Annotated in this window: 14 protein-coding genes and 1 pseudogene; 12 read left to right on the top strand and 3 right to left on the bottom strand. The window is 56.5% G+C overall.

Going from position 1 to position 15,318, the window contains the following annotated elements; genetic code table 11:
* Positions 1-127: 127 nt before the first annotated feature.
* The 6 genes and pseudogenes from cyoA to ACOTXT_RS12435 form a co-directional block, all read left to right on the top strand.
* A pseudogene (gene cyoA, locus ACOTXT_RS12460) lies at positions 128-988 on the top strand (cytochrome o ubiquinol oxidase subunit II); the annotation flags it as partial.
* 16 nt (positions 989-1,004) lie between these two features.
* On the top strand, positions 1,005-2,996 hold the full coding sequence (gene cyoB / locus ACOTXT_RS12455) for a cytochrome o ubiquinol oxidase subunit I (RefSeq protein WP_008503323.1): 1,992 nt from the start codon (positions 1,005-1,007) through the stop codon (positions 2,994-2,996).
* Complete coding sequence (locus ACOTXT_RS12450) at positions 2,986-3,600, top strand: cytochrome o ubiquinol oxidase subunit III (protein ID WP_008503324.1); 615 nt, start codon at positions 2,986-2,988, stop codon at positions 3,598-3,600. Before cyoB ends, ACOTXT_RS12450 begins: the two co-directional genes overlap by 11 nt.
* A complete protein-coding gene (locus tag ACOTXT_RS12445; RefSeq protein WP_006176899.1) occupies positions 3,600-3,926 on the top strand; it encodes a cytochrome o ubiquinol oxidase subunit IV in 327 nt (108 codons plus the stop codon). The genes ACOTXT_RS12450 and ACOTXT_RS12445 overlap by 1 nt, the downstream gene beginning before the upstream one ends.
* An 11-nt stretch (positions 3,927-3,937) precedes the next feature.
* A complete protein-coding gene (cyoE, locus tag ACOTXT_RS12440) occupies positions 3,938-4,825 on the top strand; it encodes a heme o synthase (protein ID WP_008503325.1) in 888 nt (295 codons plus the stop codon).
* Positions 4,826-4,974: 149 nt separating this feature from the next.
* Complete coding sequence (locus ACOTXT_RS12435) at positions 4,975-6,336, top strand: MFS transporter (RefSeq protein WP_032656550.1); 1,362 nt, start codon at positions 4,975-4,977, stop codon at positions 6,334-6,336.
* A gap of 31 nt (positions 6,337-6,367) precedes the next feature.
* Here the strand turns inward: ACOTXT_RS12435 and ACOTXT_RS12430 are convergent, their stop codons facing one another.
* Entirely contained in the window at positions 6,368-6,859 is a 492-nt protein-coding gene (locus tag ACOTXT_RS12430; protein WP_008503327.1) for a YajQ family cyclic di-GMP-binding protein, read from the bottom strand.
* 121 nt (positions 6,860-6,980) lie between these two features.
* On the opposite strand from ACOTXT_RS12430, the gene panE reads away from it, so the two are divergent.
* A complete protein-coding gene (gene panE / locus ACOTXT_RS12425) occupies positions 6,981-7,892 on the top strand; it encodes a 2-dehydropantoate 2-reductase (RefSeq protein ID WP_008503328.1) in 912 nt (303 codons plus the stop codon).
* Positions 7,855-8,448, top strand: a complete 594-nt coding sequence (gene yajL, locus ACOTXT_RS12420; RefSeq protein WP_058655073.1) for a protein deglycase YajL — start codon at positions 7,855-7,857, stop codon at positions 8,446-8,448. Before panE ends, yajL begins: the two co-directional genes overlap by 38 nt.
* Positions 8,449-8,542: 94 nt before the next feature.
* Here yajL and thiI read toward each other — a convergent pair whose 3' ends face one another.
* On the bottom strand, positions 8,543-9,991 hold the full coding sequence (thiI, locus tag ACOTXT_RS12415) for a tRNA uracil 4-sulfurtransferase ThiI (RefSeq protein ID WP_023343485.1): 1,449 nt from the start codon (positions 9,989-9,991) through the stop codon (positions 8,543-8,545).
* Positions 9,992-10,182: 191 nt separating this feature from the next.
* On the opposite strand from thiI, the gene xseB reads away from it, so the two are divergent.
* From xseB to ACOTXT_RS12395, 4 genes are all read left to right on the top strand, one after another.
* Positions 10,183-10,425: an exodeoxyribonuclease VII small subunit gene (gene xseB / locus ACOTXT_RS12410; RefSeq protein WP_008503331.1), complete on the top strand. Its 243-nt coding sequence runs from the start codon at positions 10,183-10,185 to the stop codon at positions 10,423-10,425.
* The gene (gene ispA, locus ACOTXT_RS12405; protein ID WP_008503332.1) at positions 10,426-11,325 is read left to right on the top strand and encodes a (2E,6E)-farnesyl diphosphate synthase; all 900 of its coding nucleotides are present in this window, start codon (positions 10,426-10,428) and stop codon (positions 11,323-11,325) included.
* Positions 11,326-11,349: 24 nt separating this feature from the next.
* The gene (gene dxs / locus ACOTXT_RS12400; RefSeq protein ID WP_008503333.1) at positions 11,350-13,212 is read left to right on the top strand and encodes a 1-deoxy-D-xylulose-5-phosphate synthase; all 1,863 of its coding nucleotides are present in this window, start codon (positions 11,350-11,352) and stop codon (positions 13,210-13,212) included.
* Between the two features lie 64 nt (positions 13,213-13,276).
* On the top strand, positions 13,277-14,251 hold the full coding sequence (locus ACOTXT_RS12395) for an aldo/keto reductase (protein ID WP_055321813.1): 975 nt from the start codon (positions 13,277-13,279) through the stop codon (positions 14,249-14,251).
* 61 nt (positions 14,252-14,312) lie between these two features.
* Here ACOTXT_RS12395 and thiL read toward each other — a convergent pair whose 3' ends face one another.
* Positions 14,313-15,284, bottom strand: a complete 972-nt coding sequence (gene thiL / locus ACOTXT_RS12390) for a thiamine-phosphate kinase (RefSeq protein ID WP_055321814.1) — start codon at positions 15,282-15,284, stop codon at positions 14,313-14,315.
* Positions 15,285-15,318: the final 34 nt, after the last annotated feature.

Raw genomic sequence — 15,318 nt, 5'->3', positions numbered from 1 at the left:
CGGGTCTGGCGGCGTTTACTGGAAAACTCACTGTCGGCAAAAGTCAGTTGCTGGCTCATCCGGTTACTCATTCTGGGTTCAGGTTACAACACGATGATCTCACATCTCGGACTTATTCGCACCTTCCCTAGACCCCAAAGGACAGATTGGACTGGAACAACGTTCACTGATATTGACGGCTTTTGGCCTGATGTTGATTGTGGTTATTCCAGCCATTTTGATGGCTGTTGGTTTCGCCTGGAAGTATCGTGCGAGCAATAAAGATGCGAAGTATAGCCCGAACTGGTCACACTCCAACAAAGTGGAAGCTGTGGTCTGGACGGTACCTATCCTGATCATCCTGTTCCTTGCCGTACTGACCTGGAAAACCACTCACGCACTTGAGCCAAGCAAGCCGCTGGTTCACGATGAAAAACCGATTACCATTGAAGTGGTCTCCATGGACTGGAAATGGTTCTTCATCTATCCAGAGCAGGGCATTGCTACCGTGAATGAAATCGCCTTCCCGGCGAACACTCCGGTTCAGTTCAAAGTGACCTCCAACTCCGTAATGAACTCCTTCTTCATCCCGCGTCTGGGTAGCCAGATTTACGCGATGGCCGGTATGCAAACTAACCTGCATCTGATCGCGAATGAAGCAGGCACCTACGATGGTATCTCCGCCAGCTATAGCGGCCCGGGCTTCTCAGGTATGAAGTTCAAAGCTATTGCAACGCCAGACCGTGCCGCTTTCGACCAGTGGGTTGAAAAAGCGAAACAGTCTCCAAACACCATGTCTGACATGGCGGCGTTCGAAAAAGTGGCTGCACCTAGCGAATACAACAAGGTGGAGTACTTCTCTAACGTGAAGCCTGATTTGTTCAAAGACGTTATTGGCAAATTTATGGATCACGGCAAGAGCATGGACATGACCCAGCCAGAAGGCGAGCACAGCGCGCACGAAGGTATGGAAGGCATGGACATGAGCCACGCGGAAACCGCTCACTAAGGGGCCGAGGAAGAAAATGTTCGGAAAATTGACACTGGATGCAGTGCCCTACCATGAACCGATTATCATGGTTACGGTGGCTGCTATTATCATCGGTGGCGCGGCCTTAGTTGGCCTGATCACTTACTTCGGTAAGTGGAGCTACCTGTGGAATGAGTGGCTGACTTCGGTTGACCACAAAAAACTCGGTATCATGTACTGCATCGTCGGTATCGTCATGTTAATTCGTGGCTTTGCGGATGCGATCATGATGCGTAGCCAGCAGGCACTCGCCTCTGCGGGTGAAGCCGGCTTCCTGCCACCGCACCACTACGATCAGATCTTTACCGCCCACGGCGTTATCATGATCTTCTTCGTGGCGATGCCGCTGGTTATCGGTCTGATGAACGTGGTCGTTCCGCTGCAAATCGGCGCGCGCGACGTGGCGTTCCCGTTCCTGAACAACCTGAGCTTCTGGTTCACGGTTGTCGGCGTTATCCTGGTTAACCTGTCACTGGGTGTGGGCGAATTCGCGCAGACCGGCTGGCTGGCTTACCCACCGCTGTCAGGAATTGAGTACAGCCCGGGCGTTGGCGTCGACTACTGGATTTGGGCGCTTCAGCTCTCCGGTGTCGGTACGACCCTGACCGGTATCAACTTCTTCGTGACCATTATCAAGATGCGTGCCCCTGGCATGACCATGTTCAAGATGCCGGTATTTACCTGGGCATCTCTGTGCGCCAACATCCTGATTATTGCGTCCTTCCCAATTCTGACTGTTACCATCGCGCTGCTGACCCTGGACCGCTACCTGGGCACCCATTTCTTCACGAACGATATGGGTGGCAACATGATGATGTACATCAACCTGATTTGGGCATGGGGTCACCCGGAAGTTTACATCCTGGTTCTGCCTGTATTCGGTGTGTTCTCCGAAATCGCGGCAACCTTCTCGCGTAAACGTCTGTTTGGTTACACCTCTCTGGTGTGGGCAACCGTGTGTATTACCGTTCTGTCGTTCATCGTTTGGCTGCACCACTTCTTCACCATGGGTGCGGGCGCGAACGTAAACGCCTTCTTCGGTATTACCACCATGATTATCGCCATCCCGACCGGGGTGAAGATCTTCAACTGGCTGTTCACCATGTATCAGGGCCGTATCGTGTTCCACTCAGCAATGCTGTGGACCATCGGCTTCATCGTGACCTTCTCCGTAGGTGGGATGACCGGCGTACTGCTGGCGGTACCGGGTGCTGACTTCGTTCTGCACAACAGTCTGTTCCTGATTGCGCACTTCCATAACGTTATCATCGGTGGCGTGGTCTTCGGCTGCTTCGCTGGCGTAACCTACTGGTGGCCAAAAGCGTTCGGCTTCACGCTGAACGAAAAATGGGGTAAACGCGCGTTCTGGTTCTGGATCATCGGCTTCTTCGTCGCCTTTATGCCGCTGTACGTGCTGGGCTTCATGGGTATGACCCGTCGTCTGAGCCAGCAGATTGATCCGCAATTCCACCCAATGCTGATGGTTGCAGCGGGCGGTGCCGTGCTGATTGCCTGTGGTATCGCGTCTCAGCTGATTCAGTTCTACGTGTCTATTCGCGACCGCGACCAGAACCGTGACCTGACCGGTGACCCATGGGGTGGCCGTACGCTGGAGTGGGCGACCTCTTCTCCACCGCCTTTCTATAACTTTGCCATCGTGCCCCAGGTTCATGAACGTGACGCATTCTGGGAAATGAAAGAAAAAGGTGAAGCGTACAAGCAACCTGCTCATTACGAAGAGATCCATATGCCGAAAAACAGCGGTGCGGGCATTGTCATTGCCGCCTTCGCAACGGTATTTGGTTTCGCAATGATCTGGCACATCTGGTGGATGGCGATTGTTGGCTTTGCTGGCATCGTAATCAGCTGGATTGTGAAGAGCTTTGACGAGGACGTGGACTACTACGTACCAGTCCGTGAAGTTGAAAAGCTGGAAAATCAGCATTTCGACGAGATTTCTAAAGCGGGGCTGAAAAATGGCAACTGATACTCTGGCGCACTCAACTGCCCACGCGCATGAACATGCGCACCACGATACAGGACCGACCAAAGTCTTCGGTTTCTGGATCTACCTGATGAGCGACTGCATTCTGTTCTGCTGTCTGTTCGCGACCTATGCCGTTCTGGTGAACGGCACAGCGGGCGGCCCGACCGGCAAGGACATCTTTGAACTGCCGTTCGTTCTGGTTGAAACCGCACTGCTGTTATTCAGCTCCATCACCTACGGCATGGCGGCTATCGCCATGTACAAAAACAACAAGAGCCAGGTTGTCTCCTGGCTGGCGTTGACCTGGTTGTTTGGTGCTGGATTTATCGGGATGGAAATCTATGAATTCCATCACCTGATCATGGAAGGCTTCGGCCCGGATCGCAGTGGCTTCCTGTCCGCGTTCTTCGCGCTGGTCGGCACCCACGGTCTGCACGTGACCTCCGGTCTGATCTGGATGGCAGTACTGATGTTCCAGATCTCCCGTCGCGGCCTGACCAGTACTAACCGTACCCGTATCCTGTGCCTGAGCCTGTTCTGGCACTTCCTGGACGTGGTGTGGATCTGTGTGTTCTCTGTTGTCTATCTGATGGGGGCGATGTAATGAGTCATTCTAACGATCATGGCGCTTCCCACGGCAGCGTAAAAACCTACATGACAGGTTTTATCCTGTCGATCATCCTGACGGTGATCCCGTTCTGGATGGTGATGAGCGGTTCTGCGTCTAAGCCGGTTATCCTGGGTGCAATCCTGGTGACCGCGGTGATTCAGATTCTGGTGCATCTGGTTTGCTTCCTGCACATGAACACCAAGTCCGATGAAGGCTGGAACATGACCGCCTTTATCTTTACCGTGATTATCATCGCTATCCTGGTAGTCGGTTCCATCTGGATTATGTGGAACCTCAACTACAACATGATGGTTCACTAAGAGCGGCGAGTATGTTTAAGCAATACCTGCAAGTAACGAAACCAGGCATCATCTTTGGCAACCTGATCTCCGTGATCGGAGGGTTCCTGCTGGCCTCTAAGGGCAGCATTGATTACGCCCTCTTTATCTACACGCTGGTCGGTGTGTCACTGGTTGTTGCGTCCGGTTGTGTATTTAACAACTACATCGACATGGATATCGACAAGAAGATGGAAAGGACCAAAAATCGGGTGCTGGTGAAAGGCCTGATCGCCCCTTCCGTCTCGCTGGTGTACGCCACCTTGCTGGGTATTGCTGGCTTTATGCTGCTGTGGTTTGGTGCTAACCCGCTGGCCTGCTGGCTGGGGGTGATGGGGTTCGTGGTGTATGTGGGCATCTATAGCCTGTATATGAAACGTCACTCCGTCTACGGCACGCTGATTGGTTCTCTCTCCGGCGCTGCGCCGCCGGTGATTGGCTACTGCGCGGTCACGAACGAGTTCGACAGCGGTGCGCTGATCCTGCTGGCTATCTTTAGCCTGTGGCAGATGCCGCACTCCTATGCCATCGCGATTTTCCGCTTTAAGGATTATCAGGCAGCGAACATCCCGGTTCTGCCGGTCGTGAAGGGCATCTCCGTTGCCAAGAACCACATCACGCTGTACATCATCGCCTTTGCCGTGGCAACGCTGATGCTCTCTCTGGGTGGTTACGCCGGATACAAATATCTGGCGGTAGCGGCTGCGGTGAGCGTCTGGTGGCTCGGCATGGCGCTGCGCGGTTACAAAGTGGAAGATGACAAAGTCTGGGCGCGCAAGCTGTTTGTGTTCTCGATTGTGGCCATCACCTCGCTGTCCGTGATGATGTCCGTGGACTTCATGGTGCCAGATTCACATAACCTGCTGACTTACGTCTGGTAAGCCACAACAGGTAAATAAAGGGGTGCTTCGGCACCCTTTTTTATTCATAAAATCCATTAATAACGCATGTAATATTTGTTAAATAACCCTTTATTTACCCCGCCCCTTCCCCGCACTACACTATGGCCTGCTTTTGAACTGAGGTGGTAATGAACGATTATAAAATGACGCCAGGCGAGCTGCGCGCGACCTGGGGCTTAGGGACTGTCTTCTCGCTACGGATGCTTGGCATGTTTATGGTCCTGCCTGTTCTGACCACGTACGGTATGGCGCTGCAGGGGGCCAGCGAGGCGCTGATTGGCCTCGCCATTGGCATTTATGGTCTGGCGCAGGCGGTGTTCCAGATCCCGTTTGGCCTGCTCTCTGACCGGGTGGGCCGCAAGCCGCTGATTGTCGGCGGGCTGCTGGTCTTTGTGCTCGGAAGCGTCATTGCCGCCCTCTCCCACTCCATCTGGGGGATTATTCTTGGCCGCGCCCTGCAGGGCTCCGGCGCGATTGCCGCCGCGGTGATGGCGCTGCTGTCAGACTTAACCCGCGAGCAGAACCGCACCAAAGCCATGGCCTTCATCGGCGTCAGCTTTGGCGTGACGTTTGCGATTGCGATGGTGCTGGGCCCGATAATCACCCATGCGCTCGGCCTGCACGCCCTGTTCTGGATGATTGCCGTGCTGGCGACCCTCGGCATTGCCTTAACCCTGTGGGTGGTGCCGGACAGCAAAAACCACGTCCTCAACCGTGAGTCGGGGATGGTTAAAGGCTGCTTCAGCAAGGTGATTGTCGAGCCGCGCCTGCTTAAGCTGAATTTTGGCATTATGTGCCTGCACATCCTGCTGATGTCGACCTTTGTCGCCCTTCCCGGCCAGCTTGCCGCAGCGGGTTTCCCGGCGGCTGAGCACTGGAAAATCTATCTGGTCACGATGTTGATTTCGTTTGTCTCCGTCGTGCCGTTCATCATCTACGCCGAAGTGAAGCGCAAAATGAAGCGCGTCTTCGTGGGGTGCGTGGCGGTCCTGCTGATTGCCGAGATCGTGCTCTGGGGTGCCGGCCCGCACTTCTGGGAGCTGATCGCCGGGGTACAGCTGTTCTTCCTGGCGTTTAACCTGATGGAAGCCCTGCTGCCGTCGCTGATCAGCAAAGAGTCCCCCGCCGGTTACAAAGGCACGGCGATGGGTATTTACTCCACCAGCCAGTTCCTCGGCGTGGCAATCGGCGGCTCGCTTGGTGGCTGGGTTGACGGGCTGTTTGATTCGCAAACCGTGTTTCTCGCGGGCGCGCTGCTGGCGACAGTCTGGCTGCTGGTTGCCGGCACCATGAAAGAGCCGCGCTACGTGAGCAGTCTGCGCGTAGAAATCCCGGATGACGTAGAGATTAGCGATGCGCTGAAACAGCGTCTGGAAGCAAAAGAAGGGGTCACGGAGGTGCTGATTGTTCCCGAAGAGCGCAGCGCTTATGTCAAAATTGACAGCAAGGTGACCAATCGCTTTGAGGTCGAGCAGACGCTCAAAGCCTGAAAAAAAGCCCGGGTAAACCGGGCTTTTTATATTAATCGCGGAAGTTTTTAAACTGGAACGGTTGCCCCAGGTCGCCGCCGCGCACCAGCGCCATCACGGACTGCAGGTCGTCGCGGGATTTACCGGTGACGCGAATTTCTTCGCCCTGGATCTGCGCCTGCACCTTCAGCTTGCTGTCTTTGATGAGCTTAACGATCTTCTTCTGCACCGCGCTCTCGATGCCCTGCTTCAGCTTCGCTTCAACGAACCACGTTTTACCGCTGTGGACGAACTCTTCCGGCACGTCCAGTGAGGTTCCTTCAATACCGCGTTTAAGCAGCTTGGCGCGCAGAATGTCGAGCAGCTGATTCACCTGGAAATCAGACTCGCTCAGCACCTTAATGGTCTTATTTGCATCGTTCAGCTCAAACGACGCCTCAACGCCACGAAAATCGAAACGTGACTCAACTTCGCGGGTTGCGTTCTCAACGCCGTTGCGAACTTCCTGGATATCAACTTCGGAAACAATATCGAAAGATGGCATCTTTTCTTCTCCCTTCACTTTTGTTGCGTTGCATAATACCCGCTACGAGGCATAACTCAACAGAAGCTTAGCTGTATAATTAAGCTGTAACACCTGGCGCAGTTGCAGGTGAGGAGGAACAATGAAAATTACGGTGCTCGGATGCGGAGCGCTTGGTCAGCTGTGGCTGACCGCACTGTGCAAGCACGGACATGAGGTTCAGGGCTGGCTGCGCGTGCCCCAGCCTTATTGCAGTGTAAACCTGATTGGTGAAGACGGAAGCATCTTTAACGAATCCCTCACCGCGAACGATCCTGATTTCCTGGCGCAAAGCGACCTTTTACTGGTGACGCTTAAAGCCTGGCAGGTCTCAGACGCGGTAAAAACGCTGGCCGCGCAGCTCCCCCCCACTTCGCCCATACTGCTGCTGCATAACGGCATGGGAACCCTGGATGAGCTGAAAAGCGTTCCGCAGCCCCTGCTGATGGCAACGACCACCCACGCTGCGCGCCGCGACGGCAACATCATCGTGCATGTCGCCAGCGGCGTGACGCACATCGGGCCTGCCAGAACGCAGGATGGGGACTACAGCTATCTTGCCGATGTGCTGCAGAAGGTGCTCCCGGACGTGGCCTGGCATAACCACATTCGCCCTCAACTCTGGCGCAAGCTGGCCGTTAACTGTGTGATCAACCCGCTGACGGCGCTGTGGAACTGCCCGAACGGTGAACTGAAAAACCATCCGCAGGAGGTGGCGTCCCTCTGTGCAGAAGTCGCGGCGGTCGTTGAGCGGGAAGGGCTGCATACCTCGGCAGACGATTTACGCTGTTATGTCGAGCAGGTTATTGAGAGTACAGCTGAGAACATCTCCTCGATGCTGCAGGATGTTCGGGCATTACGCCACACGGAGATCGACTACATCACCGGCTATCTGCTAAAACGCGCCCGCGCGCACGGCATCGCGGTGCCGGAAAACGCCCGTCTGTATGACCTGGTTAAACGTAAGGAGAGTGAATATGAGCGCGTCGGCACTGATCTGCCTCGCCCCTGGTAGCGAAGAGATGGAGGCGGTCACCACCATTGATCTGATGGTGCGCGGCGGCATTAAGGTCACCACCGCCAGCGTCGCCAGCGACGGCAGCCTGGCGATTACCTGCTCGCGCGGCGTGAAGCTGCTCGCTGATGCCCCGCTCGTGCAGGTGGCCGACGGGGATTATGACATCATCGTCCTGCCCGGCGGCCTGAAGGGCGCGGAGTATTTTCGCGACAGCCCGCTGCTGGTTGAGACCGTGCGTCAGTTTCATTTATCCGGGCGCATTGTCGCCGCCATTTGTGCCGCCGCCGGCACGGTGCTGGTTCCCCATGACATCTTCCCCATCGGCAACATGACCGGCTTCCCGGGGCTGAAAGACACCATTCCGGAAGATCAATGGGTGGACAAGCGCGTCGTCTGGGATCCCCGCGTCAACCTGCTGACCAGCCAGGGCCCGGGCACCGCGATTGATTTTGGCTTAAAGATTATCGACCTGCTGGTCGGGCGCGAGAAGGCGTACGAAGTGGCGTCATCGCTGGTGATGCCAGCGGGGATTTATAATTACTATGAAGAGTAGTGCATAAAAAAAGCCGGGTGGCGGCCACGCCTTACCCGGCCTACAAATGCACGGTACCGTAGGCCCGGTAAGCGAAGCGCCACCGGGCGAGAAACTACGGACGATACACCTTCACATTGGCAAAGCCCTGCTCGCGCAGATACAGCGCCTGCAGGCGACTCATCACCCCGCGCTCACACCACAGCAGGTACGTTTTGCTCTGGTCGAGGTCGCCAAACTTCGTGCTCAGCTTGTAGAACGGCAGAGAAACCACTTCGACGCCGTCAACCTGCAGCGGCTTGTCATCCTGCTCGTCAATAGAGCGGATATCCAGAATCGCGTCGTTCGCGCCGAAACCGCTCACGGTCTCCACTTCTACCACTTCCTGCTCGGTCTGCTGGGCGATCTCGCGGATATCAATGTTGGACGCTTCTTCCACCACTTTATCCAGAATGCTGAAATCGAAGTTCTCTTCTTCCGCTTCGATCTTCGCCTTCACCGCTTTCACCGTTGGGCTTTTTGAGATCACGCCGCAGTATTCCGGCATGGTGCGGGCAAAATCTTCGGTACCGATTTCGCGCGCCAGATCGATGATGTGCTCTTTATCATGGGAGATCAGCGGACGCAGGATCAGGGTATCAGACACGTTGTCGATCAGGCGCAGGTTGGTCAGCGTCTGGCTGGAGACCTGCCCCAGCGCTTCACCGGTGACCAGCGCCTGCACGCCGTAGCGTTCAGCCACTTTGGATGCCGCACGCACCATCATGCGCTTCAGGATGACGCCCATCTGGCCGTCGTCCACTTTCTCCAGAATCTCGCCGACCACCGGTTCGAAATTGATTGCCACGAAACGCACGCGGTGGGAGCTGCCGAAGCGGTTCCACAGGTAATGCGCCACCTGACGAACGCCGATTTCGTGCGCCGCGCCGCCCAAGTTGAAGAAGCAGTAGTGTACGCGGCAGCCGCGGCGCATCAGCATATAGCTGGAGACGCCGGAGTCGAAGCCGCCGGAGATCAGGGACAGAACATCTTCCTGAGTCCCGATCGGGAAGCCGCCGATACCTTCATAACGGCCTTTCACCAACAGCAGGCGATCGTTTTCGATCTCCAGATTAACGGTCACGTCCGGGTTGGTCAGACGCACGCGCGCCGTCTCAACGTGCTGGTTCAAACCGCCGCCAACGTAACGTTCCACTTCAATGGAGCTGAATTCGTGCTTACCGCGACGCTTCACGCGCACGCAAAAGGTTTTGCCTTCGATCCGATCGCGGTACTGAACCAGCGCTTTTTCGAAGATGTCGTGCATATCGCTGAACGGGACATCTTCCACTTCCAGAATATGGTGGATCCCTGGAATACGGGTCAGCGCGTCGCGAATATCCTGACGTTTGTTTTCGTCTTTCGCACGGACCTCAACGTGGTCCCAGTGGCGCACCACGGCGAGGGTTTCGTCGTAGTGCTTTAAAACGTTACGAATGTTCCCGGTGAGAATTTTAATAAAGCGCAAACGCACAGATTGGCTTTTGATGGTGATTTCAGGGAACAATTTAATGATAAACTTCATGGCGGCAATGTTTCTTAGGCAAGCGTATTAAGGCTTGTAATGGAAAAGAGTACAGCAGCCCACACCCGTGGCTGCATCCAGGCGCGCAAGTATACCACCATCGCGCCACTCCTGTGCACATTGCGCGTTATTTGATAATTGCCCTGAGTCCGTTACCATGTCGGGGCTGAGAATATAAGAGTCAATTCACTATGCCGAAGAAGAACGACGCACCGGCCAGTTTCGAAACTGCGCTGAGTGAACTGGAGCAAATCGTTACCCGTCTTGAGAGCGGCGATCTCCCTCTGGAAGAGGCGCTCAACGAATTCGAGCGCGGCGTGCAGCTGGCGCGCCAGGGGCAGGTCAAACTGCAGCAGGCCGAGCAGCGCGTGCAGATCCTGCTTTCCGACAGCGAAGACGCGAAAACTACGCCTTTCACACCGGACGCCGAGTAAATGGATTTTGCCAACGAGCTTCAGGCGCGCGTCGTGCGTGCCAACGACGCCCTGCGCCGATTTATTGCGCCACAGCCTTTTCAGAACACTCCTCTGGTTGAAGCCATGCACTATGGCGCACTCTTGGGTGGAAAGCGCCTGCGCCCGTTCCTGGTGTACGCCACCGGCAACATGTTTGGCATCAGCGATAACACGCTGGACGCCCCGGCAGCCGCCGTTGAGTGCATCCATGCCTACTCGCTGATCCACGACGATCTCCCGGCGATGGACGACGACGATTTGCGTCGGGGTCAACCCACCTGCCACATCAAGTTTGGCGAGGCGAATGCTATTCTGGCGGGTGATGCCCTGCAGACGCTGGCGTTCTCGATTCTGAGCGACGCGCCAATGGCCGAAGTGGCTGACCGTGACCGTCTGGCAATGATTTCCGAACTGGCCATGGCCAGCGGCGTGGCCGGCATGTGCGGCGGTCAGGCGCTGGATCTTGAAGCGGAAGGACGTCAGGTTAATCTGGAACAGCTGGAGCGTATTCATCGCCATAAAACCGGGGCATTGATTCGTTCCGCCGTTCGCCTGGGCGCGCTGAGCGCGGGTGAGCAAGGGCGCAAAGCCCTGCCGATTCTGGACAGATACGCAGAAAGTATCGGTCTGGCATTCCAGGTTCAGGATGACATTCTGGATGTGGTGGGCGATACTGCAACATTGGGTAAACGTCAGGGTGCGGACCAGCAGCTTGGCAAAAGTACCTACCCCGCCCTGCTGGGTCTTGAGCAAGCCCAACGTAAAGCCCGGGATCTGATTGACGATGCCCGCCAGTCACTGAATGAACTGGCTGCGCAATCGCTGGATACCTCGGCACTGGAAGCGCTAGCGGACTATATAATCCAGCGTGATAAATAAACTATATATCTCGATGAGCCTTTGATGAGTTTTGATATTGCCAAATACCCGACACTGGCGTTAGTTGACTCCACCCAGGAGTTACGTCTGTTGCCGAAAGAGAGCCTGCCGAAGCTGTGCGACGAGCTGCGTCGCTACCTGCTCGACAGCGTAAGCCGCTCCAGCGGCCATTTCGCCTCCGGGCTTGGCACGGTAGAGCTGACCGTGGCGCTGCACTACGTCTATAACACGCCGTTCGATCAGCTCATCTGGGACGTGGGCCACCAGGCCTATCCGCACAAAATTCTGACCGGACGTCGCGATAAAATTGGCACTATTCGTCAGAAAGGTGGCCTGCATCCGTTCCCGTGGCGCGGTGAGAGCGAGTATGACGTGCTGAGCGTCGGCCATTCCTCCACCTCCATTTCTGCGGGCATCGGTATTGCCGTCGCCGCCGAGAAAGAGAACAAGCAGCGCCGCACCGTCTGCGTGATTGGCGACGGTGCCATCACCGCGGGTATGGCCTTCGAAGCCATGAACCATGCGGGCGACATCAAGCCGGACATGCTGGTTATCCTCAACGATAACGAAATGTCGATCTCCGAGAACGTTGGCGCGCTGAACAACCATCTGGCACAGCTGCTCTCCGGCAAGCTTTACTCCTCGCTGCGTGAAGGCGGTAAAAAAGTCTTCTCCGGCGTACCGCCGATCAAAGAGCTGCTTAAGCGTACCGAAGAGCACATCAAAGGCATGGTCGTGCCGGGTACCCTGTTTGAGGAGTTGGGCTTTAACTATATTGGCCCGGTTGACGGCCACGACGTACTGGGGCTGGTCACCACGCTCAAGAACATGCGCGACCTGAAAGGCCCGCAGTTCCTGCACATCATGACCAAAAAAGGGCGTGGCTACGAGCCGGCGGAAAAAGATCCGATTACCTTCCACGCGGTACCGAAATTTGACCCGTCCAGCGGCTGTCTGCCGAAAAGCAGCGGCGGCATGCCGAGCTATTCAAAAATCTTCGGCGACTGGCTGTGCGAAACCGCCGCAAAAGACAACAAGCTGATGGCGATCACCCCGGCCATGCGCGAAGGCTCCGGCATGGTAGAGTTCTCTAAAAAATACCCTGACCAGTATTTCGACGTGGCCATTGCCGAGCAGCACGCGGTGACATTTGCAGCGGGCCTGGCGATCGGCGGCTACAAACCGGTTGTCGCTATCTATTCCACCTTCCTGCAGCGCGCCTACGATCAGGTGATCCACGACGTGGCGATCCAGAAGCTGCCGGTGCTGTTTGCCATTGACCGTGCGGGCATCGTCGGTGCCGACGGCCAGACGCACCAGGGCGCGTTTGACCTGTCGTTCCTGCGCTGCATTCCAGATATGGTGATCATGACGCCAAGCGACGAGAACGAATGTCGTCAGATGCTGTTTACCGGCTACCATTATCAGGATGGACCAAGCGCCGTTCGCTATCCGCGCGGCAATGCGGTGGGCGTTGAGCTGCAGCCGCTGGAGAAGCTGGCGATCGGTAAAGGTCTGGTTAAACGTCGCGGTGAGAAAGTGGCGATCCTGAACTTCGGCACGCTGATGCCAGAGGCGGCGAAAGTAGCTGAAACGCTGAATGCCACCCTCGTGGATATGCGCTTTGTGAAGCCGCTCGACGAATCCCTGATCCTGAGTATGGCTGAGGCGCACGACGTGCTGGTCACGCTGGAAGAGAACGCGATTATGGGCGGTGCGGGCAGCGGCGTGAACGAGGTGCTGATGGCAAACCGTAAAGCCGTTCCGGTGCTGAACCTCGGCCTGCCGGACTATTTCATCCCGCAAGGTACCCAGGACGAAGCCCGCGCGGCGATTGGCCTGGACGCTGCCGGTATCGAAGCTAAAATCCGCGCCTGGCTGGACTGAACCCTCCCCCCTTTTCCGCTCCTGCTATGCTTAAACGTATTGTTTAAACAGCAGGAGCGGAACCGTGCAATACACAACATTAGGAAAAACGGACCTTAAGGTTTCCCGACTTTGTCTGGGATGCATGACCTTTGGCGAGCCCGATCGGGGGAACCACGCCTGGACGCTGCCGGAAGAGAGCAGCCGTCCGATTATCAAACGCGCCATCGAGGGCGGCATTAACTTCTTTGACACCGCCAACAGCTACTCCGACGGCAGCAGCGAGGAGATTGTCGGCCGCGCCCTTCGCGATTTTGCCCGTCGGGATGACATCGTCGTTGCCACCAAGGTGTACTACCCGGTGGGCGACCTGCCGCAAGGCCTTTCTCGCGCGCAGATCCTGCGTTCCATTGACGACAGCCTCATGCGCCTGAACATGGATTACGTCGACCTGCTGCAAATTCACCGCTGGGATTACAACACGCCGATCGAGGAGACGCTTGAGGCGCTCAACGACGTCGTCAAAGCCGGTAAAGCACGCTACATCGGCGCATCGTCGATGCACGCGTCGCAGTTTGCTCAGGCGCTGGATCTGCAGGCGCAGCACGGCTGGGCGCGCTTTGTCACCATGCAGGATCACTACAATCTGATCTATCGTGAAGAAGAGCGTGAGATGTTGCCGCTGTGCCATCAGGAGGGCGTGGCGGTCATCCCGTGGAGCCCGCTGGCGCGCGGACGTCTGACCCGTCCGTGGGGGGAAACCACGGCCCGGCTGGTATCCGATGAGGTGGGGAAAAATCTGTACGGCGGAACAGAAGCCAGCGATGCGCTGATTGCCGAACGCCTGGCCGGGATTGCCGACGATACCGGCGCAACCCGCGCCCAGGTAGCGCTGGCATGGCTGCTGGGTAAACGCGGCGTCGCGGCTCCCATTATCGGCACGTCCCGGGAAGAGCAGTTGGACGAACTGTTAAACGCGGTGGATATCACGCTGACGCCCGAACAGGTTGCCGAGCTGGAGACGCCGTATCAGCAGCATCCGGTGGTGGGGTTTAAATAAGCCCCTCTTTTGTAGGCCGGGTAAGGCGGAGCCGCCCCCCGGCAATACAGAGCGCACAACATCACGCGAAGTGATCGTACCCTTTCCAGTCCAGCGTAACCGGCTCACCGTCTTTCACAAACTTCAACCCTTCACTCTCCGGCATGATCTGCCCGATACAGGTGAATTTCGCGCCGAGGTGCGCTAACGCCACGTCGAGCGTTCCACGGTTCAGCTCCGGAACGGTAAAGCACAGTTCATAATCTTCACCACCGGACAGCGCCCAGCGCAGTGCCTGTTCAGGTTCAACATGACGAAGCAGTTCCTCTGACAGCGGGAACAGATCCAGGTCAACGCGCGCGCCGACACCGCTGGCCTTGAGAATATGGCCAAGATCTGAGATCAGCCCGTCAGAGAAATCGATAGCCGAGCTTGCGCGCTCGCGCAGCGCCTGACCGTGCAGAATACGCGGCGTCGGGCGCAGATGGCGTTTCACCAGATACGCCGCATCGTCAGCGTTCTTCACGGTTAAGCGATCCTGAAGAATCGCCAGGCCCGCGGCGCTGTCGCCCGGTGTACCGGTCACGTAGATCCAGTCGCCGGGTTTTGCACCCGAACGCTTCAGCGCGCGACCAAGCGGTACATAGCCATGGATCGCCAGCGTCATCGACAGCGGCCCGGCAGTGGTATCACCGCCAATCAGCTGCATATCGTAGTAGTTAAGCTGCTCAAACAGCGCATCGCTGAAAGCTTCAAGCCAGGCTTCGTCTACCTCAGGCAGCGTCAGCGCCAGGGTTAACCACGCGGGATCGGCCCCCATCGCCGCCAGATCGCTGACGTTAACCGCCAGTGCCTTATACGCCAGATCGGCAGGATCGATATCCGGTAAAAAATGACGTCCGCACACTAAGGTGTCGGTGCTGATTGCCAGCGTCTGTTTTTCGGGAATATTGAGAAGTGCACAGTCATCGCCGATGCCGGTTTCAACATCAAGACGAGAGGTTCTGACACGGTCGAAATAACGGGCAATCAGGGAGAATTCGCCGCATGCCATACGTTATGCCTCAGCAAATAAAAGAAAAAACCGG

Origin of the sequence: Enterobacter cloacae complex sp. IR5422 (assembly GCF_049238165.1) — a bacterium.
Classification (GTDB): Bacteria; Pseudomonadota; Gammaproteobacteria; order Enterobacterales; family Enterobacteriaceae; genus Enterobacter; species Enterobacter roggenkampii.
Note: the sequence above shows the minus strand (reverse complement) of the source record. Positions and strands in the feature narration are given on the sequence as shown.

Coding starts and splice junctions, on each gene's coding strand:
- xseB (WP_008503331.1), top strand. CDS start 10,183: ATGCCGAAGAAGAACGACGCACCGGCCAGTTTCGAAACTGCGCTGAGT.
- cyoE (WP_008503325.1), top strand. CDS start 3,938: ATGTTTAAGCAATACCTGCAAGTAACGAAACCAGGCATCATCTTTGGC.
- thiI (WP_023343485.1), bottom strand. CDS start 9,991: ATGAAGTTTATCATTAAATTGTTCCCTGAAATCACCATCAAAAGCCAA.
- dxs (WP_008503333.1), top strand. CDS start 11,350: ATGAGTTTTGATATTGCCAAATACCCGACACTGGCGTTAGTTGACTCC.
- ACOTXT_RS12435 (WP_032656550.1), top strand. CDS start 4,975: ATGAACGATTATAAAATGACGCCAGGCGAGCTGCGCGCGACCTGGGGC.
- ispA (WP_008503332.1), top strand. CDS start 10,426: ATGGATTTTGCCAACGAGCTTCAGGCGCGCGTCGTGCGTGCCAACGAC.
- ACOTXT_RS12450 (WP_008503324.1), top strand. CDS start 2,986: ATGGCAACTGATACTCTGGCGCACTCAACTGCCCACGCGCATGAACAT.
- yajL (WP_058655073.1), top strand. CDS start 7,855: ATGAGCGCGTCGGCACTGATCTGCCTCGCCCCTGGTAGCGAAGAGATG.
- ACOTXT_RS12445 (WP_006176899.1), top strand. CDS start 3,600: ATGAGTCATTCTAACGATCATGGCGCTTCCCACGGCAGCGTAAAAACC.
- thiL (WP_055321814.1), bottom strand. CDS start 15,284: ATGGCATGCGGCGAATTCTCCCTGATTGCCCGTTATTTCGACCGTGTC.
- panE (WP_008503328.1), top strand. CDS start 6,981: ATGAAAATTACGGTGCTCGGATGCGGAGCGCTTGGTCAGCTGTGGCTG.
- cyoB (WP_008503323.1), top strand. CDS start 1,005: ATGTTCGGAAAATTGACACTGGATGCAGTGCCCTACCATGAACCGATT.
- ACOTXT_RS12430 (WP_008503327.1), bottom strand. CDS start 6,859: ATGCCATCTTTCGATATTGTTTCCGAAGTTGATATCCAGGAAGTTCGC.